The sequence below is a fragment of the Ancylobacter amanitiformis genome, from assembly GCF_030814815.1.
In the GTDB taxonomy this organism is placed as follows: Bacteria; Pseudomonadota; Alphaproteobacteria; order Rhizobiales; family Xanthobacteraceae; genus Ancylobacter; species Ancylobacter amanitiformis.
In genome coordinates, this window is the sequence record NZ_JAUSVR010000004.1 from 121,580 (window position 1) to 141,250 (window position 19,671).

At 66.9% G+C, this 19,671-nt stretch carries 24 protein-coding genes; 8 read left to right on the plus strand and 16 right to left on the minus strand.

Features of this window, described 5'->3' with window-relative positions; translation table 11 throughout:
* Positions 1–71: 71 nt before the first annotated feature.
* The 4 genes from QOZ99_RS08030 to QOZ99_RS08045 are packed head-to-tail and all read right to left on the minus strand — an operon-like array spanning position 72 to position 3,442.
* Entirely contained in the window at positions 72–773 is a 702-nt protein-coding gene (locus QOZ99_RS08030) for an ABC transporter ATP-binding protein (RefSeq protein ID WP_306889443.1), read from the minus strand.
* The gene (locus QOZ99_RS08035; RefSeq protein ID WP_306889444.1) at positions 770–1,933 is read right to left on the minus strand and encodes an ABC transporter permease; all 1,164 of its coding nucleotides are present in this window, start codon (positions 1,931–1,933) and stop codon (positions 770–772) included. Before QOZ99_RS08035 ends, QOZ99_RS08030 begins: the two co-directional genes overlap by 4 nt.
* Positions 1,930–3,132 (minus strand): efflux RND transporter periplasmic adaptor subunit, encoded by a 1,203-nt coding sequence (locus tag QOZ99_RS08040; protein ID WP_306889445.1) that lies wholly within the window; start codon positions 3,130–3,132, stop codon positions 1,930–1,932. The genes QOZ99_RS08035 and QOZ99_RS08040 overlap by 4 nt, the downstream gene beginning before the upstream one ends.
* 37 nt (positions 3,133–3,169) lie before the next feature.
* Entirely contained in the window at positions 3,170–3,442 is a 273-nt protein-coding gene (locus tag QOZ99_RS08045; protein WP_306889446.1) for a hypothetical protein, read from the minus strand.
* A gap of 260 nt (positions 3,443–3,702) precedes the next feature.
* On the opposite strand from QOZ99_RS08045, the gene QOZ99_RS08050 reads away from it, so the two are divergent.
* Genes QOZ99_RS08050 through QOZ99_RS08060 form a run of 3 tightly spaced genes read left to right on the plus strand, consistent with a single transcriptional unit; the run spans position 3,703 to position 6,404 of the window.
* The gene (locus tag QOZ99_RS08050) at positions 3,703–4,422 is read left to right on the plus strand and encodes a response regulator (RefSeq protein WP_306889447.1); all 720 of its coding nucleotides are present in this window, start codon (positions 3,703–3,705) and stop codon (positions 4,420–4,422) included.
* Between the two features lie 5 nt (positions 4,423–4,427).
* Positions 4,428–5,759: an ATP-binding protein gene (locus QOZ99_RS08055; protein ID WP_306889448.1), complete on the plus strand. Its 1,332-nt coding sequence runs from the start codon at positions 4,428–4,430 to the stop codon at positions 5,757–5,759.
* 36 nt (positions 5,760–5,795) lie between these two features.
* Positions 5,796–6,404, plus strand: coding sequence for a hypothetical protein (locus QOZ99_RS08060; RefSeq protein ID WP_306889449.1), 609 nt, complete (start codon positions 5,796–5,798; stop codon positions 6,402–6,404).
* Positions 6,405–6,473: 69 nt separating this feature from the next.
* Here QOZ99_RS08060 and QOZ99_RS08065 read toward each other — a convergent pair whose 3' ends face one another.
* The 4 genes from QOZ99_RS08065 to QOZ99_RS08080 all read right to left on the minus strand — a co-directional run bounded on the left by QOZ99_RS08065 (position 6,474) and on the right by QOZ99_RS08080 (position 9,419).
* The gene (locus QOZ99_RS08065; RefSeq protein ID WP_306889450.1) at positions 6,474–7,145 is read right to left on the minus strand and encodes an SH3 domain-containing protein; all 672 of its coding nucleotides are present in this window, start codon (positions 7,143–7,145) and stop codon (positions 6,474–6,476) included.
* A 107-nt stretch (positions 7,146–7,252) separates the two neighbouring features.
* Positions 7,253–7,396, minus strand: a complete 144-nt coding sequence (locus QOZ99_RS08070; protein WP_306889451.1) for a hypothetical protein — start codon at positions 7,394–7,396, stop codon at positions 7,253–7,255.
* Between the two features lie 101 nt (positions 7,397–7,497).
* On the minus strand, positions 7,498–8,745 hold the full coding sequence (locus tag QOZ99_RS08075; RefSeq protein ID WP_306889452.1) for a glycosyltransferase: 1,248 nt from the start codon (positions 8,743–8,745) through the stop codon (positions 7,498–7,500).
* 209 nt (positions 8,746–8,954) lie between these two features.
* Positions 8,955–9,419, minus strand: coding sequence for a class I SAM-dependent methyltransferase (locus QOZ99_RS08080; protein WP_306889453.1), 465 nt, complete (start codon positions 9,417–9,419; stop codon positions 8,955–8,957).
* Between the two features lie 11 nt (positions 9,420–9,430).
* Between QOZ99_RS08080 and QOZ99_RS08085 the strand changes: the two genes are divergently transcribed.
* A complete protein-coding gene (locus tag QOZ99_RS08085; RefSeq protein ID WP_306889454.1) occupies positions 9,431–9,571 on the plus strand; it encodes a hypothetical protein in 141 nt (46 codons plus the stop codon).
* Between the two features lie 223 nt (positions 9,572–9,794).
* Here the strand turns inward: QOZ99_RS08085 and QOZ99_RS08090 are convergent, their stop codons facing one another.
* Positions 9,795–11,057, minus strand: a complete 1,263-nt coding sequence (locus tag QOZ99_RS08090) for an MFS transporter (protein WP_370876822.1) — start codon at positions 11,055–11,057, stop codon at positions 9,795–9,797.
* Between the two features lie 45 nt (positions 11,058–11,102).
* Here QOZ99_RS08090 and QOZ99_RS08095 point away from each other — a divergent pair, with 45 nt between their 5' ends.
* A complete protein-coding gene (locus QOZ99_RS08095) occupies positions 11,103–11,549 on the plus strand; it encodes a helix-turn-helix domain-containing protein (protein WP_306889456.1) in 447 nt (148 codons plus the stop codon).
* Between the two features lie 235 nt (positions 11,550–11,784).
* On the opposite strand, the gene QOZ99_RS08100 is transcribed toward QOZ99_RS08095, so the two are convergent.
* Positions 11,785–12,684 carry a LysR substrate-binding domain-containing protein gene (locus tag QOZ99_RS08100; protein WP_306889457.1) on the minus strand — a complete coding sequence of 300 codons (900 nt, stop codon included), beginning with the start codon at positions 12,682–12,684 and terminating at the stop codon, positions 11,785–11,787.
* 165 nt (positions 12,685–12,849) lie between these two features.
* Between QOZ99_RS08100 and QOZ99_RS08105 the strand changes: the two genes are divergently transcribed.
* Genes QOZ99_RS08105 through QOZ99_RS08115 form a run of 3 tightly spaced genes read left to right on the plus strand, consistent with a single transcriptional unit; the run spans position 12,850 to position 14,589 of the window.
* Positions 12,850–13,395, plus strand: coding sequence for a sugar ABC transporter (locus QOZ99_RS08105; protein ID WP_306889458.1), 546 nt, complete (start codon positions 12,850–12,852; stop codon positions 13,393–13,395).
* A gap of 5 nt (positions 13,396–13,400) precedes the next feature.
* A complete protein-coding gene (locus QOZ99_RS08110) occupies positions 13,401–13,727 on the plus strand; it encodes a hypothetical protein (RefSeq protein ID WP_306889459.1) in 327 nt (108 codons plus the stop codon).
* Between the two features lie 22 nt (positions 13,728–13,749).
* On the plus strand, positions 13,750–14,589 hold the full coding sequence (locus QOZ99_RS08115) for an MBL fold metallo-hydrolase (protein WP_306889460.1): 840 nt from the start codon (positions 13,750–13,752) through the stop codon (positions 14,587–14,589).
* 51 nt (positions 14,590–14,640) lie between these two features.
* Here QOZ99_RS08115 and QOZ99_RS08120 read toward each other — a convergent pair whose 3' ends face one another.
* From QOZ99_RS08120 to QOZ99_RS08145, 6 genes are all read right to left on the minus strand, one after another.
* On the minus strand, positions 14,641–14,946 hold the full coding sequence (locus tag QOZ99_RS08120; RefSeq protein WP_306889461.1) for a hypothetical protein: 306 nt from the start codon (positions 14,944–14,946) through the stop codon (positions 14,641–14,643).
* A 19-nt stretch (positions 14,947–14,965) separates the two neighbouring features.
* Entirely contained in the window at positions 14,966–15,415 is a 450-nt protein-coding gene (locus QOZ99_RS08125; protein ID WP_306889462.1) for a hypothetical protein, read from the minus strand.
* Positions 15,416–15,440: 25 nt separating this feature from the next.
* Positions 15,441–16,172: a YMGG-like glycine zipper-containing protein gene (locus QOZ99_RS08130; protein WP_306889463.1), complete on the minus strand. Its 732-nt coding sequence runs from the start codon at positions 16,170–16,172 to the stop codon at positions 15,441–15,443.
* A gap of 30 nt (positions 16,173–16,202) precedes the next feature.
* Positions 16,203–17,543, minus strand: coding sequence for a formylglycine-generating enzyme family protein (locus tag QOZ99_RS08135; protein WP_306889464.1), 1,341 nt, complete (start codon positions 17,541–17,543; stop codon positions 16,203–16,205).
* A gap of 232 nt (positions 17,544–17,775) precedes the next feature.
* Entirely contained in the window at positions 17,776–18,963 is a 1,188-nt protein-coding gene (locus tag QOZ99_RS08140) for an ABC transporter permease family protein (protein WP_306889465.1), read from the minus strand.
* Positions 18,960–19,667: an ATP-binding cassette domain-containing protein gene (locus tag QOZ99_RS08145; RefSeq protein WP_306889466.1), complete on the minus strand. Its 708-nt coding sequence runs from the start codon at positions 19,665–19,667 to the stop codon at positions 18,960–18,962. Before QOZ99_RS08145 ends, QOZ99_RS08140 begins: the two co-directional genes overlap by 4 nt.
* Positions 19,668–19,671 lie beyond the last annotated feature (4 nt).

Sequence of the window (19,671 nt, forward strand, 5' to 3'; positions counted from 1 at the left end):
TCTGCGCCAGGAGAATTGGCGGGAAAACGTCGGCATCAACCGGTACAGTCTCGGCGATCACATCAGCATCATCATCGGTCGACCTTGCCCACACATATCCGCCCGTCCTCGAAGTGCACGATGCGGTCGAACAGGTCGGTCGAGCGCGGATCATGTGTGATCACCAGCACGGCCGCACCCCGCGTGCCGGCGATGCGGCGGAAGATCTCCATCACCTGACGGCCGCGTACGCTGTCCAGCGCGGCCGTGGGCTCGTCGGCTAGGATGAGCGGCGGAGCGTTGGCAAGCGCTCGCGCCACCGCCACACGTTGCTGCTCGCCGCCCGACAACTTCGCCGGCAGGTGATCGGCGCGATGTACGAGATCGAGCGCGGCAAGCAGCCGTCTTCCATGGGCGTGGGCATCGGCAGGGGCTACATCCGCGAGCTCAAGGCCCAGCGCGATATTCTCCACCGCTGACAGGAAAGGGATCAGATTCGCCTTCTGGAACACAAAGCCGATGCGCTTGCGGCGTATCTCGCGCAGCGAGTCGAGGTCGGCGTCGGCGTGGGAAACCCTCTCCCCCGCCAGCCAGACCTCGCCGGAGGTCGGATTCTCCAGAAGCCCGGCGAGCATCAGGAAGGTGCTCTTGCCCGAGCCGCTTGGCCCGAAGATGCCGACCAGCTCGCCAGCAGCAACGTCGAGCGAGACGCCGTCGAGCGCGCGTACCAGCCCGCCACCGGTGGCGTAGTGGCGTGAGAGCGAGCGCACCGAAAGCACGGGTGCGCCGCTCACGACAACACCTCGCGTGCCTCGACTTGCGAGGCGCGGGCGATGCCGACCCACGCCGCGACGGTGCAGACAATAGCAAGGGCAAGCGCGATCTGCGCAAGATCGGGCGGTAGCATCACCACGCGGCGCGGGAAGAAAGGGAAGATCATCCATGCCAGGACGACCGCAAGTGCGTAGCCGGCGATGCCGATGAGTGCGGCCTGCTGGCCGATGAGACGGACCACGACGCTCTCGCGCGCGCCCATCAGCTTTAGCAGAGCGATCACGTGCAGCTTTTCGAGGGTCATGGTGTAGACGATGAGCGACACCACGATGGCGGTGATGAGAAGGATCATCCCGGTGAAGGTCAGGATCTGGAGGCGCAGCTTCCAGAGCCGGGCATTGAGCATCAGATCACGCTGCTCGCCCGTGGTCATGACCCGCACGTCGCCCCAGCGCTGCAGGGTGGCGATCACGCGCGCGGTGTCGGCGGCGGGATCGAGCCGCACCAGCACAGCGGAGATCTTGCTGTCCTGCGCCACCGAGCTTGCATCGGCGCTCACGGCGCCAGCGCCGGTCCCGGCGGCGCGCGCGAGATGGATCTCTTCCGATGTGCGGCGTCGCGCGATGACGGCAGCGTCATTGATGCCGACGAAAAGCAGTCCGTCGCCGGCCGAATCGACCATGTGCCGCGTGAGGCCTACGATCGTATAGACGTCGCGCGCAAGCTGTATCCGGTCGTCGACCTTCAGGCCGGTGCTCGCATCTGCCACGGCCTCATAGCGGCTGCCGCCGAGCCAGCGACCTTCCGCGAGCGACAACCAGTGTCCATTGTCGCGCGGCACGTCGACACCGGTCACGGTGGCGCGGCGCGGGGCACCGGCGAAGCTGAACTGCTGGCTGAACTGGGTGAAGCGCCGCACATCCGCGACACCGGGCACGCCCTCGACCCGCCGGTCCATGTCGGCCGCCACGGCGGAACCTTCGGCAAAAGGCCCGGCGCGCTTGCCTTGCACGACCCAGAGATCAGCATCGATCCGGTCGATGATGAGGAGCGCATCTTCGACGATGCCGCGATAGAGGCCGGTCATGCCGATCACCGCCATGACGAGGAAGGCGATGCCGAGAGTGGTAAGCGCGAAGCGGGTCGGTGCGTGGAGCGTATCTTTCAGCGCCAGATTCACGGGGCCGCTCCGGCGAGGCGCGCGCGCATGAACGGGTAGAGGTCGCCAGGTTTGAGGATCTCCTGGCCGGCATCGAGGCCGCGCCGGATCTCGACGCGTCGCGCGCCGGCCTCGCCCAGCGTTACTTCGCGCCATCGCGCACGGCCGCGGGCAGCGATCCATACGCCGGGGCGCCCGTCGCGCCAGACAAGATACGACGTTGGAACGGTCAGCAGCGGGCCGCGCCGCTCGATGATGATGCGCGCCATGGCGCGCTGGCCGAGCGCCCAGTTCGCGGGAATCGTATCGAGCGCGATGTCGATCTCGAATTCCCTCGTCTCCCGGTCGACCTCCCGCCCGAGCCTGAGGATGTGGCCGCGGATGGTCTCCTCGGCGCGAGTGAAGGTGATCTCCGCCGCCTGTCCCGGCCGGACAGCGGATATGGCGCTCTCGTCCAGTCGCGCGGTCAGCACAAGGCTCTCCGGATCGACGAGGTGCAGCAGCTCGCTGCCCGGCGCCAGCACCTCGCCGACATGGCGCGTGCGCGACACTACCACGCCGGAAATCGGCGCACGCAGCACGCTGTGGTCGAGCTGGACGCGGGCAACGGCTATGCGCGCGTTCGCGGCATCGTGCTCGGCCTCGGCCTGCTCGATGGCGCGGCCTGCGCGCGCGACGTCGGCTTCGGCCTGACGGCGGGCGGCGAGCGCGTCTTCGAGCCCGGCGGCGCTGGAGACACCCTTGGCGAGCAGCGCGACCTGCCGTTCATGCGTCGCGCGCGCCTGTTCCAGCGTCGCGACGGCGTGGTCGCGCTCGGCTTGGGCGGCGGCCACCCCGCGCTCGGCGGCACGGGCGCTCGCCTCGGCGGCGTCAAGCTCACCGCTGAGGTCATCGAAGGCGAGGCGGGCGAGTATCTCGCCCGTGCCGACCACGTCGTTGCGGTCGACAGCGAGTTCCTCGATGCGGGCCTGGATGCGACTACTGACGCTGGCCTCGGTCAAGGCCGACAATGTGCCGGGGCCCTGAAGCTCCACATCCAGCATGCCTGGGCGCAGAATCTCACCCTCGACCGCATGCGGATAGACATAACGCAGGCCGGCGAATCCGATCCCCAGAACCACCGCCGCGAGGACGGTCAGCCGAAGCCCATGGCGCCGACGCGGGCGCGGGAGGGGCGCCTCCAGCGACAGGAACGGGTCGAGGCCCGGCTGGACGTTCATGACAAGGGCATCCGGGTGAAGGGCGGCCGGGGGCGGGTCACGGGGCGGGGGTAGCCTTGGCGGCGACGAGAGCCTCCTTGCAGGGTTGGGAGATCTTGTCGGGATTGGCCTTGATGCACTGAAGGATGCGTCCGCCGCCTGGCTGCACGCCGGGGCAGGTGGCGCGGATGTCCGCCTCGCAGGCGGCACGGACAGCCTCTGCCTGTGCACGCGAGAGGTTCTGTGCCGACGCGGCTCCTGAGAAGGCCGCGCCGAGCAGGGTGGCGAAAGCCAGCACGAGGCCGGCGCGAAGGAAGAACGCACGATCCATGAGGTCGGCTCCTTTAGCGGGTTGGGGTGCAGGACCATGGAGCCCGCCCGGCTGGGGGGCGGCCGACCGCGACGGGCTCCATGGGGGCAGGTTCGCGCCTGCCATGCCGCCGGGAACGGCTGTGCTGCGCACGGCGACGGAAGCGAATATCGGCGTGGGGTTTTGCGGCCATGTCTCCGCGCCGGGGCTTTTTGTTGCAGTTTGTATCGAGGCCGCGGGGATGGCTTGCGCGGCTCCGTCGTCGCTGTCATGCCAGCGCCATGACAGCCGCAAGAGTGCTTCTGGTCGAAGACGACCGCGACATTCGCAGCCTGCTCGTCGATTTCCTCGGCGGCGAGGGCTACGACGTCGAGGCGGTCGGAAGCGGCGCCCTGATGGACCGGGCGCTGATGCGGGGCATGCCCGACCTCGTGATCCTCGACATCATGCTGCCGGGCGAAGACGGGCTGGCGATCTGCCGGCGGCTCAGGACCAGAAGCCGGGTGCCGATCCTCATGCTCACGGCCAAGCATGACGACATCGACCGCATCGTCGGGCTGGAGATCGGCGCCGACGATTATCTCGGCAAGCCGTTCAACCCGCGCGAATTGCTGGCGCGCATCCGCGCCTTGCTGCGCCGCGCGTCGGGTGCCCTGTCCGCGGGCGTGCCGGAGCGGCGGCGGCGGCGTTTCGCGGGGCTCATTGCCGATCTCGACGCGCGCACGGTGGCGGACGAGAGGGGGCAGCGTGTGCTTCTCACCACGGCCGAGTTCGACCTGCTGACCTGTTTCCTCGAACGGCCCGGCCGCGTGCTCTCGCGCGACCAGTTGCTGGACTGGACACGCGGGCGCGCCGGCGGCGACCCGTTCGACCGAACCATCGACGTCACCGTGTCGCGGCTGCGCAGCAAGCTGGCCCGCGGCCTCGGCGAGGCCGAGCAACCGATCACCACCGTGCGCAATGTCGGCTATCTGTTCTCGGCCGACGTGCACGAGGTCTGAGGCGGATGGCCATGCGTCTCGGCCTGCTCGCCCGCATCATCCTGATCGTCGCGGTGGCGCTGTTCGCCATCCAGCTGCTGGCGCTGGTCTTCTATTTCGGTGCGGGCGAGGGGCGCCGGGCTCTCGGCGAGGCGCCGCCTTCGCTGCCGCGGCAGATCGCGTCTCTGGCCCTACTGGTCGACGAGGTGCCGGCCGATCTTCGGCCCGCTTTGGTGGAGGCCTTCAGCGAGAACGGCCGCACCGCCACGATCATTCCCGCCCTACCCGATGATCTTGACCCCACGAAGGGCATCGGACGTATCGAGCGTTCCATCCGGATGGCACTGGCGCTGCGCGGTGCGCAGGGGCGGCAAGTGCTCGTGCGCCTCGACGGACCCAGTGAAGACGGGCGCGGCGACATGCTCAGCGTCTATGTCGGACTGGCCGAGGGCGGCTATCTCTGGCTCGATATCCAGGACCGCGTCACCGTCCGGCTGCTCGGAGTGCCGATCGGCTTCTTCGCCGGCCTGTTCGGCGTCCTTGTCGCTCTGGCCGCGCTGGTCGCGGTCGCGCGCGAGATGAGGCCGATTACGCGTCTCGCCCGCGAGGTCGACAGGGTCGGCGAGAACATCGCCCCGGTCACGATAGCCGAGCGCGGCGCGCCGGAGCTGCGCACGCTGATCCGCGCGGTGAACGCGATGCAGGAGCGTATCGCCGCTTTGGTGCGCAACCGCACACTGACGCTCGGCGCGATCTCGCATGACCTGCGCACCTATCTCACTCGCCTGCGCCTGCGCGTGGAGATGCTGCCGGAGAGCCGCCACCGCGCCGGCGCCATTGCCGATGTCGAAGCCATGCAGTCGCTGGTGGAAGACACACTCGACTTCGCGCAGGAATCCTTTGCCCCGACGGAGCCGGCCTCCGCCGACGTCGCGGCCGCGCTGCGCCGCTACGGCGCCGAGCAGAACGACGCGCGCCTCGTCCTCGACATGCCGGACGGCCCGGCATGGGTCGCGATGGGCGACAAGGCGCTCGGGCGCGTTATCGCCAACCTCGTCGGCAATGCGCTGCGCTATGGCGAGCGCGCCTTCGCCCGCATCGATGCCAGCGGCTCGCCTGTGGTGCTGGTCATAGAGGACGAGGGCCCCGGCATCCCCGCCGAGGAGCGCGAGCGCGTCTTCGAACCTTTTCATCGGCTGGAGTCCTCGCGCAATCGCGACAGCGGCGGGACGGGCCTCGGCCTGACCATCGTCCGCCGGTTGGTCGAGCGGCACGGCGGCAGTGTCGAGCTGGACACCAGCCAGCGCGGGGGGCTTGCCGTCCGGGTCCGGTTGCCGCGGGCGGAACTTGCGGGCTGATACAAATCGACATGCCGCGGTTCGAGCGGCGATACCTTGGCTGTTCACCCTTGCCGCCTCAGCAACGGCAAAGGACTTGATGCCATGAGAGCCACATTCCCGACCAGACTGACCACACGGATAGCCGGCGCAGCGGCCGTCCTCGGCCTCGTCGCCGCCGCCATACCCACATTCGGGAGCGCGCAGGAGCTGACCGCGCCCACCGGGCCCTGGGCATGCGAGCAGGAGCCGTTCGTGAGCGAACCGGGACCGGCCTTCGATCCGACAGCCATTCGGCTCGTTGCCGGCCTGCTGCTCTCGGCACAGGAAACCGCGCTCGGCATCCGGAGCGACCAGATGGATGCCTGGCGCGGCTACACAACGGCGCTCATCGCGCTTCTGCCCTCAGGCGAGCGGCTCGAGCGCTGGACGCAGGAGAAACAGCGCGCCGAGGCACAGGCTTTCGACCTCGCGCAGGACATTGCCGGCGCCGCCATCGAGCGGGCGGAGAAGGCCCGCGCATTGCAGGACGCGGTCTCCACACTCAAGGCGGCGCTGACGCCCGAACAGATGAGCATGGCCAAGCAGATGCAGACGACGTTGGTCGAGCGGATCATCCGTTTCCTGCAATGGCGCCGCAGCGAGGCGCCTGGCATGCCGCTCTGACGGTCACGCGCCGAAAAGAAAAGGGCCGGGAGCGCAGGCTCCCGGCCTTCTTTATCGGGTGACGTCCGATCACCAGCGCTGGAAGCTGCGCGAGCCGGTGTGCACAGCGCCGCCGGGGCCGACGACCGCGCGATTGGTCGTGCAGCCCTGACCAACGGCGCAGCTGCGCGTGCGCGCCGCCGTGCCGCCATTCGGACCGGCAGTGACCCGGGTCGACGTGCAGGCCCCGCCAGTGCAGGTGCGGGTCTGGGCGGTCGAGCCGCCATGGACCCCCGTGGCGCTGCGAACGCCGACGCAGGTGCCTCCCGTGCAGGTGACCGAGCGGTTGGCCGAGGTCACCCGCGGCGTGACATAAGGCGGATAGGCTGCCCAGTGCCTGTGCCAGGGATAGGCGACATAGTAGCGGTCCCAATAGGCGCGGTTGAACGACACGACGGTGATGCCGACCGCTGGCGCCACAGGCGCCGCCAGCACGACCGGCGCTCCGCGATAGACGACTTGGATGTAGTCTGCCGCCACCCAGCCGCGATAAGGCCCGAAGCCGATGTCGCACCAGCTATAGCCAGCAACGCAGCCGAAGGTGGTGATGGCGGCGCCTGTCGGCACCACGGTTATGGCGGGATAGACCGTCGACGGCCCGGCGCGAAGATTGACGTTGGTGACGGCGACGGCCGTGGTGGCGGCACTGGCAACCGGCGCGGCGAGAGCCAGAGCGGCAGCGAATATGATCTTCCCGAGCATGGCGGAACCCTGGTTCAGGTGGCCGGAAGCGGCCTCTGTTTATCCACCGACCTTTCTGGGTCCTGGATATCGCCGGGGTGTCTCGACCGGGTTTCAAATTGTGACAGTCAGTGCGGGGCGAGCGCGGTAGCCATCTGAGTGATCGACAAACGGTCACACGTTATGCGGCGACTGTCAGGACCGCCGAAGCGCGCCGGCATCCGCACGCGTTCGGCAACGTGGCGGGTGACCAGATGGTCGAACGTCTCCATGGGCACCGTTCGCCCCTTGCAGGCGGACTCGCCGGCCCGGCCGGAGGCCGAGATCTGACCTTCGGATTGCTCCGTGTTACCGCGTTTCTGCTGGTGGCCGGCTAAACAGCTTGTCCGGTTACCCTGCTCTCGATGAATGTCACGGCGGCCGTGATTCCGTCTTCCTGTCGGATCGCGACGCCAAGAGTGGATGCCCGGTGGCGCATCTCCGGGTCATCCATCGCCGTAATCGCCGCCGCCAGGCTTTCGGCCGACAGCGTTCTTCGGTGGATGGTCGGTGGGCCCACGCCCAACTCCGCGACACGCCTTGCCCAGAACGGCTGGTCGCCAAAAAACGGGCAGATGGCAGCGGGCTTGCCGGCGCGCAGAGACGCCGCGGTGGTTCCGGCGCCACCATGATGCACGGTCGCTGCAACCCGGGGAAACAACCTGTCGTGTGGCACGCCGGCAATGATGTGGACGTTGCCAGGCACGCGCTGCGCCTCCAGCGCTCCGCCTCCGGTTGCCAGCAGCCCGCGTTTGCCGGTTCTGGCGAGAGCCTCAAGCACGATCGTGGTCATTCGCGGAGGATCGAGCCCGGGCATGCTGCCGAAGCCGACATAGACAGGTGGTTCGCCGGCATCGAGGAATGCTGTCAACGCGTCGGACGGTCGCCACCTCTCATCGTCGAGGAACCAATAGCCGCTGACGAGCACATCGCGGCCCCAGTCGGGCGGAACCGGGACGACATGCGGACTATAGGCATAGAGCGTGCCCAAGAACCTGACCGCATCGGAGCGGCGGCCCGCGAGCCCCAGCGACGTCTCCCGCCAGTCACGGATCTGCTTGCCGAAAAGCCAATCTGCTCCCTTGATCATCAGCGCATGACTGGCCCGGTTAAGCGGGCCCAGGGAAGCAAACGGCAGCATTGGGCTGGGAAAGTCTGCGGTTGGTGTGAAGCCTGGCAGCGGCGACGCACGTATGTGCGGGCATGCAAGAGCTTCGGCAATGTGTGGCGCGGCAATCGCCTTGGGATGGTGGACGATCACATCGGGCGCGAAAGCTCTGACGGCCGCCCATTCATCGTCCAGCAGGCGCCGCATCAACGGACGTGCATGCTTCAAAAGTTTGAGCCCGGCGCTGAAGCCACCACCGCCGGCGATCGCGTCTTTGCCTTCGGGCGTGTCCATCAACGCCAGGAATTCGCCCGGAAGCGCGGCAAAGGCGATGCCATGTTCGCGAACCATGACGTCGAACTGAACGGGCCCCGCGATTTGCACCTCGTGACCGCGCGCCATCAATCCCAATGCAAGCGCGATATAGGGCTGCACATCGCCTCTGGTGCCGAGTGTATCGATTGCTATTCGCACCCGGCTTCCTCATTTCCAGTTGGCGTCTGGGTTGCCTCGTCGTCCCATAGCGTAGACGTCGTGCTCAATCTAATCGGGCACGGCCCGCCATAAACCGCCGATGGCCCTCTCCCGTTCGAGATTGACGCCGATCCGAGCAGGCCGGCTAGTGGACTGTCGATCCTGCATCATAGCCCGACATTTTCGACTGACCGGGCGCGTCGGTGGCGCTAGCCGGCCGTTCCGACCCAGCCGCGGAAGGAGAAGGCGGCGTAATACAGCTCCACGTCGGTGAAACCGGCCCCGCGCAGCATGTCTTCTTCCTCGGCCGGCGTAAGCAATGGCAGGCGCTCGATCGTCATCCTGCTGGTGGCCGCCGCCTTTGCCCAATCGGGGCCCTCACGATCGCCGAAGGCGACCGAATGCGCCATCCCGCGCTCGGGGTCAGAACCCGGCGCCGAGTGCTCCGCGACCACAAGCCGGGCGCCCGGCCCAAGACGGCGGCGAATACCCTTCAGCGTCCGCAGTCGCTCGTTCCGGTCGAGGTGATGCAGCGTGAGAAGGCATGTCGCGCCATCAAATGGGCCTGCGGGAGCGTGTTCGATGATGCCCCGGATCAGATCGACACGATCCGTGAAAGGCGTAAGCGCTTGGTCGTCCCAATCTTTTCGCCATCGGCAACCGTAGCGAGCCATCCGAGTGCCTGGTGGAAAAGAACGTCAACGCCGTGATGGTGGATACTATGGCAGAGGCCGCGACCCTTTTCGCCACGCGCTTTGAAGAGATCACGCTCGACCAGATTGCGCCGCGCCATCCGGTGTTCGCCAGCGTGCATGCACATAGATGATGTCCGCTGCCGCGCCGCGCCGTGCGGTCAGCAAGTCTCGATAGAATGCGGGTCGCCGCCCCGGAGCCAACGGCTTCCCGTGCGTTTGAGCCATTTGCCCATAGCTCCATTTAGAGGGCTATAGAGGCGAATGGCATCGACGAAGTTCTCCGTTTCATCGTTCCCGAGCCCGCGCTGGTTCTGAGGCGGCGGGTTCGACACCCCTTGGCGCGGATCGTGGCGACTAACGCGCGCGTTTGGCGGAGTTGCTCCTTCCTACGGTGACCGCGATCGCGGCGAGCATCATGGCGGCAGCCAGCAGGAAGGTCAGCCGCATCCCCGAGGCGATGGCCGATGGCGTCGCGCGGACGAACTCCTCCATCCCCACGCCGAAGGCGAAGACGGCGCCCATGGCGGACGCGCCGACAATCAGGCCGATATTGCGTGACAGGCCCAGCAACCCGGAAACCGTGCCGCGCTGGTCCCTGGCGACGTCGGCCAGCGCGGCGGTGTTGTTGGCGGCCTGGAACAGTTGATAGCCCGGCGTCAGCACGATGATGGAGAGCACATAGCCGACAACGCCGATCCCGTTCGGCAGGAACGCCAGCAGCAACGCTCCTGTCGCCAGCAGGGCAAGGCCGATGGCGAGCACGCGATGGCTGCCCCGGGCATCGACCAGCCGTCCGGACGGAACACCGCTGAAGATGGAAATCACCGGCCCAATCGCCATGACGAAACCGACCTGCGTCGCCGGCAGTCCAAGCCCGAGAGCGAGATAGAAGGGCCCTACCACCAGCGTCGTCATCATGACGGCGGCGACGAGAATGTTCACCAGAAGGTTTGACGCGAGGCTCCGGTTCACGACCGAGCGCAGGCGAATGGCCGGTGCCCGTTCCTTGACGGGCTCGGCCGGGAGCATCGCGATCGCCAGTATCAGGGCCACAATTGCCAACGGTACCTGCACCCAGAAGATGCCGCGCCATCCCGTCAGCGGGATCAGCAGCCCGCCGAGCGAGGGGCCGAGCGCCGTGCCCAGCGCCGATACCGTGCCGAGCAGGCCCATGGCTCGCCCGACACGCGCCTCGCTGGCGGTCTGGCGCATCAGCGCCATGGCGAGCGTCATCAGGAAGGCCGCGCCCACGCCCTGGAGCGCCCGTGCGCCGATCAGCAGCAACAGGCTCGGGGCGATGGCGCACAGCAGCGAGGCGAGCGCGAACACGGCGAGACCGGCCACCAGCATGGGCTTCAGCCCGCGACGGTCGCCGAGCCGACCGGCGATCACCACGCAGACCGTGAGCGCCGCGAGATAGGCGACGACCACCGCCTGCACCTGTGCGAACGGCGCCGAGAAGGCCTCGACCAGCGTCGGCATAGCGATATTGGCGATGCTGGTGCCGAGCGCGGCCAGCAGCATCGCGAGCGCCAGCGTGATCGTGACGCCCGTTTGCGCCGTCTCCGCCATGCCTGAACTGGACCGTTCCATCGTCTCGACCTCTTGCTTCCGTATTCGTTGGGGAGTAGGCTGCCACTTCAAGTCGACTTGAGGTCAAGCATGAAGTTTCTGGATATTGGAGAGGTCGCGGAGAAAAGCGGGAACAAGCCCTCGGCGCTGCGCTATTATGAGGAAGCCGGGCTGATTTCCTCGGTCTCCCGGCACGGCTTGCGCCGACAGTTTGCCCCCGAGGTGCTGTTGCAGCTCAAGCTGATCGCAATGGGCAAATCGGCCGGCTTTTCGCTCCACGAGATCGCTGGGATGTTCGGCAGGAACGGCATGCCGGATCTGCCGCGCGCCACCTTGCACGCGAAGGCGGACGAGATTGACCGGCAGATCCGCGAGCTGACGGCGCTGCGCGACACCCTGCGCCATGTCGCCGATTGCCCGGCGCCCTCACATATGGAGTGCCCAACCTTCCAGCGGCTGGTGGACGCAGCCGGTAAACGCGGCGAAAGGGGTGGGAAGGCGGAAAAGCCGGCTAAAAACGGCATCCGACCTGCGTGACGATGCCGATCCGGCCGCGGCCATGGCGGATCGGCCATGACGGATCGGCCACGGCGGCATTGGTCGGTATCGCGTCCGCAATGTTGGCTATTTTGGCCGAAGCGGCGGGCCGCCCGAGACCGGGATGAGAACGACATCCACGCCATTGCCCCCAGCGCCGCAGGATCTGGATTCAGCTGTTCGTTCTGCCCGTTTGTCGGGGCCGGGTGGCGGGCCGGAGGCAGGTAGGCTGGCATCAGGGCGTTGAATTGGCAGATTGCGCTTCCTCCAGGAGCCAATGCGCAAAAGCCTGTATTGGACCGTCACTCAATCGGATCGGTTCCGGCAGGATGAGGCAAAAGGTCTTGGAGATCGACCGACCATCCGGCCAAGGCGAAACCAGGCGACCTTCTGCCAACAGGGTTTCGATATAAAGACGCGGCACCAGCGCGACCCCGAGGCCGGCGAGCGCAGCCTCGATCAGCATGGCGTGAAGATCGTAGCGCGCGCCGATCGCCGGGTTGGTCAGTGTTATCCCGGTCTCCTGCGCATAGAGCTGCCAGGCATCCGGGTTCTGGCGGCGATGAAGGCGCGGCAGCGCGTCGAGGGCCGTCGCCGGGTTCCGCCCCGCGATCAGCGCCGGATGGCAGACCGGAACCAGCACCTCATGCAGCAGGCGGTGCGTCCGCATTCCCGTCCAGGCGGGATGCTCGAAATGGATGGCGGCGTCGAACCCGCTGCCGGCGAGAATGAATGGCTCCATCCGCTCCGTCAGATGCAGGGTGATGTTTGGGCGCCGTTCCTGAAACCGCTTCAGGCGCGGGATGAGCCAGCGTGTGGCAAAGGTCGGCAGAGTGGCGATGTCGAGGCTCGCGCCGTCCTCCGGTTGGCCCATCAGATAGCGGCTGTCGTGCTCCAGACGATCGAGCGTCTCGCGAACCTGCGCCGCATAACGCTCGCCGTTCGGCCGGAGCCGCACGCGGTTGCCGATCCGCTCGAACAGCGTGACGCCGAGAAAGGCTTCCAGCCGGCCGATCTGGCGGCTGATCGCTCCTTCGGTCAGGGTGAGTTCGTCCGCCGCCCGCGCGAAGCTGCCGTAACGGGCGGCCGCCTCGAAGGCCATGAGCGCGGAATGACTGGGAATCTTGCGGCGCATGCGCGTCTCCCTGGCGGCGGCGCGAAACGCGCACATCCATCATGATCTTTAGTCACTCAAGAATGAGCGAATATCGCTATATGGCCCAAGATCGCGTGATTATCATGATCAAACATCAACGAAAGACAAGCCCATCGCCTCAAGCGACCGGCTAAGGATGGTCCGATGATCTACACCGTGGAATGCAGCTTTGCCGATCCGAGCAGCGAAGCGGAATGGAACGACTTTTACAGCCTGGACAAGCTGCCCGCCCTCATTTCGGTGACCGGCTTCCACACCTCGCAGCGGTTCAGGGCGTTGAGCCGCGGCTGCCCGGTCTATCTCGCCCTACACTCGATCGACGGCCTCGACATCCTGACGGGCGAGGAATACCGCGGGAAGGGCGGCGGCAATTTCGCGCGCTGGCAACAGCACATCACCGACTGGCACCGGAACCTCTATGCCGGCATCGAGCGCGCGCCGGCAATCGGTGAGGGTGAATATCTGGCGTTGAGCGCCACAGGCCCCGATCCTCTGATCCGGCTGGGCCTCACCCCATATGCGATGCAGGCGGTCGCCATGGAGAAGCTCCCGGAACACCGCTGGCTCGCCAAGGTGGAACGCGGCAAGGCGCCTGACATCGGGCATCTACCGGAAGGTGTCCATGTCTATGCGCCGATGACGGCGCAGTTGACGAATGACGTCGACGCCGCTGTCGGGAAGGCGCGGTAGCACCGATGCCGAATGTCACGATCTATATTCCGGCGGACAAGATGCCGCCGGACGAAGCCCTCGCAGACCTCACCGAGCAATGCACACAACTCTGCACCGGCATTCTCCGGGCCGCGTTGGCGAACGTGCATATCGTCTATGTCGCCGTCCGTCATGGCCTGGGGCACCCGGCCTTCGCGGAAATCCAGTATCGCCTTGAGCCCTTTCGGACGCCGCAGGTCATGGACCGGTTTCTGGGAGGGCTGGACGGCGCCATAGAGCGCAATACCGGCCTCACCGCGCGCATTCGTTGCTTTGGCTATGAAGCGTCGAGCATTCACGCGCGAAATTGAGCGGATGCCAGGAGAAAAAGCGATGTCCGATCTTGCCTTTCCCACCCAGAAGGTCGGTGACTTCACCATCACCGCAGTCAGCGATGGCTATCTCACCGCCAGTTTCGACTTCCTCGCGAATATCGACCCGACTGAAGCCTCCCATATGCAGGAAAGTGCCGGGATAACGAATCACACCTCGATTCATATCAACGGCTATCTGGTGCGTGGAGGCGGTCGCACGGTTCTGATCGACGCGGGCGCCGGCGGTTTCAAACAATGGGGCGGCCGGCTGAAGGCCCATCTGCTCCTCGCTGGCATCCAGCCTTCCGGGATCGATGCGATCCTGTTGACGCATGCTCATCCCGATCATGTCGGGGGGCTGATGGACGCTTCAGGGCAAGCCGTCTTCCCGAATGCCGAGCTTGTCGCCCACCATCGGGAAGTCGCGTTCTGGCAGGATGACGGCAATCTCAGCCGCGCGCCCGAGCGCGCGCGGGGCAACTTCCTCGTGGCGAGAAAGGCGTTCGACGGCTACCGCGACCGGCTGCGCACCTTTGAGGGCGGCGAGGTGCTGCCCGGCATGACGGCGGTGCCGCTGCCGGGCCACACCGCCGGACACACCGGCTATCGGCTCGATTCAGGTGACAACAGCCTGCTGGTCTGGGGCGATATCGTTCATTTCCCCCAGATCCAGGTTCCGCGCCCCGAGGTGTCGATCGCGTTCGATCAGGATGCGCCTCTCGCCGCCGATACGCGGTCGAGGCTCCTGGACTCGGTCGCTTCGGATCGGCTGCTGATCGCCGGTATGCACCTCGGCGAACCCGGCTTCGCGCGGATCGAGCGGAAAAAGCTGGCTTACAGCGTCGCATATGAGCAATGAGCGTGCGGCAGGTCCGCGCGCTTCACCGTGGGTGATCAACGCCAAGAGGCGTCAATTCTGCCCGCCACCTGATGGCTGCGCCGGCGTTTCTGTCACCGGAGCCGGTTCGGACGAACCGGTCGCGCCTTCAGGAATAGGGGAAGCCTGGCACGCCGGCGCGTCGGCGACGCGGCGTTCCAGGTCGAGGCCCTGCTGGTAGAGCCGGGCGATCGAGCCGCCCGGCGCCGTGTCCGCCACCGAACACCACGCCAGACGATGCCCGAACAGGGATATCCCGCAGGCTTGCAGCATGACCCAGCCGGCGAGGATGAGCAGAAGCGTGAGCAGAACCCATCCGGCCGTGTGCAGCATTCTCATCTGCGGGACCCCCTCCGGTTCAGCTGCGCGTCTGCAGCGCCTGTATCTGCCTTCGGAGGCGCGCCACGTCGCTTTCGAGGACTTCGATCTCGGCGTTCGAACTGGTGGAACGGGCTCCGGCGAGGCGCTGCTCGGTGTCGGCCAGTTCGCGCCGCAGCTGTTCCAGCTCGGCATTCTGCTGCTGGACACTGCGCTGAACCGCCGCCCGGTTCGCCCGCGCGGTGTCCGCGCTCTGCTGCGCGACGGCGGCGGTCAGCCGCGCATCGGCCGCAATGGCCGTCTGGCGGTTCGCGGTGATGGCCATGGCCTGGGTATCCTGGGCATAGCGCCCGGAGTTCAATCCCTGCCGGGCGCAGGACAGATCGTCCGTTGCCGGGTTTCCGGTACAGCTGGTCTGGCAGCCGCCGAGGGCGGACGCCGCCAGGGTGAGGATGGCGAAGGATATCGCCGTGCTGAGTTTTCGCCGCATGGTGATGATTCCTCTCATCTTGCGCTCAGATGTTGAGGCCGACGGAATCGGGGACGCGGCTATAGGCCTGCATCAGCCGCTGCTTGCGGTCCTCCAGCGTCGCCTTTTCGGCGATCAATGTGGCCTGCCGGCTCTGTACACTTTCCGGCGCGCCCTCGGATACTTCCTTGGAGAGCACGTCGATATCGGCCGAGGCGTCGCGGATCTGCTGGTCGAGCAAGCGCACGTTGCCCTGCGCGTTCGCCATCTGCTTGCGATAGTCGGCCGCCGTTACGCGCCCCGCCTGAAGCTCCACGTTGAGGCGGGAGATCTTGTTTTCCTCGTCGCTGGCCACCCGGCCCGCCGCTTCAGCCGTCCGACGATACTGCGCGATATTGGCGTCAGCCTGCGCAATGACCGTGCCATAGCGCTCCTGCTGCTCGGCATAGGGTCGCGTCTGCTGGTTGACATTGTTGGCGTAGAGACCGCCGCCGACGGCGCCGGCACCCGCGCCGATCAGCGCGTTTCGCGCAATGGCATCGCTGCTGCCGCCCGCGATCGCGGTGATTGCCGCGCCGAGCACCGCGCCGGTGGCGGCGCCGTATACCGCGCCCTGGGCGATGCGTTTCGTCTCGGTCTGTCGCAGCTGCTGTTCCGCCGCCGTCAGGTTGCTGCCGCCCGTCGTCGTGCATCCCGCCAGTCCAAGGGTCGGAATCACCATGACGGCGACGATTGCCAGTCTCCTGAATAACCCTGCCTGCGTCTTCATCTCGCCCATTCCCCTTCGAGTTTGTCTCGATCCGTTGCGTCAGTTCCACGGCTTGTCACGGCCGATAACCCCGCTGATGACGTCCCGTGTCTCCGTGACCTCGCCGCGCGCATAGGCGCGCACCTGCCGCTGGACCATCCGAACGAAGGGCGCCAGTTGCTCGCTGTCCCTGGCCTGGAGTTCGGCCGTCACCCTCTCGGCCGCCGGCGGCACGCGGGCCGCGGCAATCGTGGCCAGCGATTGGATCGCGTCGGTGTAGCGGCGGCGGAACATGTCGAAATTCGCCTTTTCCGCGTCGAAGCTGCGCTGATCCAGTTCGCGCCCGTCATAATTGGCGTCCTGCAGCAGGCTGGCGATGTTCTCCAGCGCGCGGGAGGCGAGCTGGAGTTCGCGTGCCATCAAGCCGGCATTGAGGATGGCCCCCCGGATCTGCCGATCCTCGATGTCGTTGCGTCGTGCAAACTCGGCGGCGAGTTCCATTCGAAGGGCGTCGAGCTGCCGTTTGAGCCCGGCATTCTCGGTCTGCTGGGCGAGCCTGCCCAGCCGCGCGGCGGCATCGGGCGCCAGCGTGTTGGACGGCTGGCTCTGCACCGCAGCGACCGCGGCCTCCAGCCGGCCGACGTCAAGATCGGCGGACAAGGCGGCGGTGCCGACCACGATGCGCAGCCCGGTGGTGCGCACATGGAATTCGCCCTGGGTGACCTGCGAGAAGAACGGCAGTTCCTCACGCACCGCGGAGTTCAGCTTGCCCGCATCGTCGAGGAAGGAGCCGCCGCGAACCACATAGCCGCCGATCCGGCCGTGAAGTCGGTCGGCGCGGGTCATGCGGAACGGATCGAGGACGATCTCGGCGGCGTTGCCATAGACATCGGCCAGCCCGAGCGGGTTGAGCTTGCGCGTGCCGATCGGCTTCACGCGTCCCTGGGCGGATTGCGGCGCGTTGTGCCAGGCATAGTTGTCGAGCCCTTCCTCCATGGGAAAACGCTCGTTCGCGCGCTCGGCATCCGAGACGGCGAGGCCTCCGCGTGCCGCGAATTCCCATTCGGTCTCGCTGGGCAGCCGGACATACCCGTCCGTGATGCCAAGCGCCACGAGCGCGGCAAGGCCGTTCGGTCCTGCGTAGAGCCAGGCGTTTAGCCGGCGGCTGAAATCGATCGCGTCATACCAGCTGATATCGGTCTTCGGCAGCGCCTGCGCGGGCGCCATGCGCGGGCATTCCGCCTCGCTCTTGGCCATCACCGCCTCGTACTGGGCGGTGCTGACCTCGTATTTTCCGATCAGGTAGTAGTTCTCGCTCGCGGTGCCGATCGGTCCTGCGATGTATTCCTCGCGGCGGTTCTCCATGAATCCGCGCAGCGCGTCGCGGCCGACACGTCCCATGCTGAATTCCCGATCCAGCAGCGGCGCGCCTGTGTCGGATCGGTTGATCCCCTGATTGGTGACGACCCTGCGCAGCGCCATGCTTCCCCCGCAGGGCAGGGGAAGAAAAATGTCGTCCGGCTGGGGTTGAGGATTGAACACCTCCTTGCGCCACCCGGTTTCGGCCGAGTCTGCGGGCAAGGCGATCCAGGGGCTCAAGGCCAGACACAGGGCCATTGCCTTGCGGCATCGATCAAAGCGCATCGCGCAGGGCTCCCGTTGGAGCGAGGGTCCAGTAGCGGATCGTGAAGACGCCGGCGACCAGCAGCACCGCGCCGGCCGTCGCCGCGGCGGCGGCGGCGAGCTGCCGTTCGGAAAGGAACACGACCGAGGACCCGATCGCGACATGGCCCAGCAGCGGATTGATGAGCGCGGCGACCGCGATGAACCCGGCGCCCGAGAACACGATGGCGGCGCATCCGATGCCGACGGCCTGGCCGAAAACCATGCTGGCGACGTCGCCTTTCGTGCCGCCCATCAGCCGCAGTAGCGCGATATGTCGCTGCAGCGGCAGGAATCCAAGACTCAGCGCGCCCCAGAGGCTTATGCAGGAGCCGACCGTCAGCACGGTTCCGAGCAGCAGGGTGAGCAGATCGGCCGCGCGGTTGAGCCGCAGCGCGAACGAGACCATCGCGACATTGGCCTCGGCCCGGTGGCCGAGCGCATTGAGCTGCTCGGTGACGGCCTCGACCGATTCGAGGTCTCGGGCGTAGATCCGCGCACTCGCGAAAGCGCGCTCCTGTTCGGACGGGTCGCGTCCTGCGATCCGGAAACGCGGAACCCCATAGCCCTCCACGAAATTCTCCACCGCGACGATCAGGTCCGGCGCGACGAGAAGTCGCTGGCCGGCCAGTCGTGCGCGCGGGACCACCGGCCCGACGACCAGCGGGATGCGCATGAGGGGATCCACCCCATCGCGGCGGGTGGCGATCTCGATCCGGTCGCCCGGCGCCACGCCGAGCTGGGTTGCGAGATCCGCGCTGATCAGCACCTCGCCCTCGGCCGGCGGCGCAAACCTCTCCAGCAGCGGATCGCCGGGGGTGGACGGCAGCAGGGAGCCCTCGGTTCGCCGGCTGCCATCGGCCCGACTGACGAAGACGCGCAGCGACAATCCCCGCGTGGTGGGCTCGACATAACCGATGCCGGCTAAAGAGCGGATGGCGTCGAAGTCATCCGCGGTGAGCGCGCGGTCCCCGCGCAGCCGGATCTCCACATTGGCCGGATCGAGGCGGAGCTGGTCGACCAGTGCCTCGATATAGCCTGTCTTGATGCCCCAGACGATCAGGGTCGGCAGGATGCAGGCCGAAATGGCAAAGACCGCGAGCAGGACCGCACCGGGCCGCCGCGACAGCATGCAATAGCCCAGGAACAGCCCCGTCATGCCGCGTCCCGCTCCTGCGGACGAAGCATCGCATGGCCCGGCTGCCATTCGACCACCTCGAAATATTCGAAGTCGTGGCCGCGCGTGAGGTCCCGGTCATGCGAGATGATGAGAAGCGCAGCGCCGAGTTCGTCCGCCACGTCGAGCACGGTCCGCAGGAGGATGCGCGCCGTATCGGGGTCCAGCGAGGCGGTCGGCTCGTCGCAGAGGATGAAGGAAGGCCGATGGGCGATGGCCCGGACCACGGCAAGGCGCTGGCGTTGGCCGATGGACAGATCGGACACCCGCGTGCGTGGCGCGGCATCCAGCCCGAGGCGCTGGCAGAGATCGGCGATGACGCCGCTGTCACGCCGGCCCGCGAGCCGCTGCCCGAGGCTGGCATTCTCTTCGAAGGTGAGGAACGGAAATAGGGGACTGGACTGCAGGACATAGCCGAACAGCTTGGCCCTGAGAGGGGCGTGGTCGCGCCTGCCGCGGGCGAGGTCGGTACTGCGCCCACCCATGCGAAGCTCGAAGCGCGCCGCCGTGTCGGGATGGCAGGCCAGTGCCAGAATGTCCATCGCGGTCGTCTTGCCGGAGCCTGTGCGCCCGAAGATCACCTTCCGGTCGCCCGGGCGAAGCTCAAAGGCGGGAATATCCAGCCGGAACCGCCGCTGCCCGTCTTTCAGTATCCGCTGGATCTGGCGACCGATGAGTTCTGCCATGTTC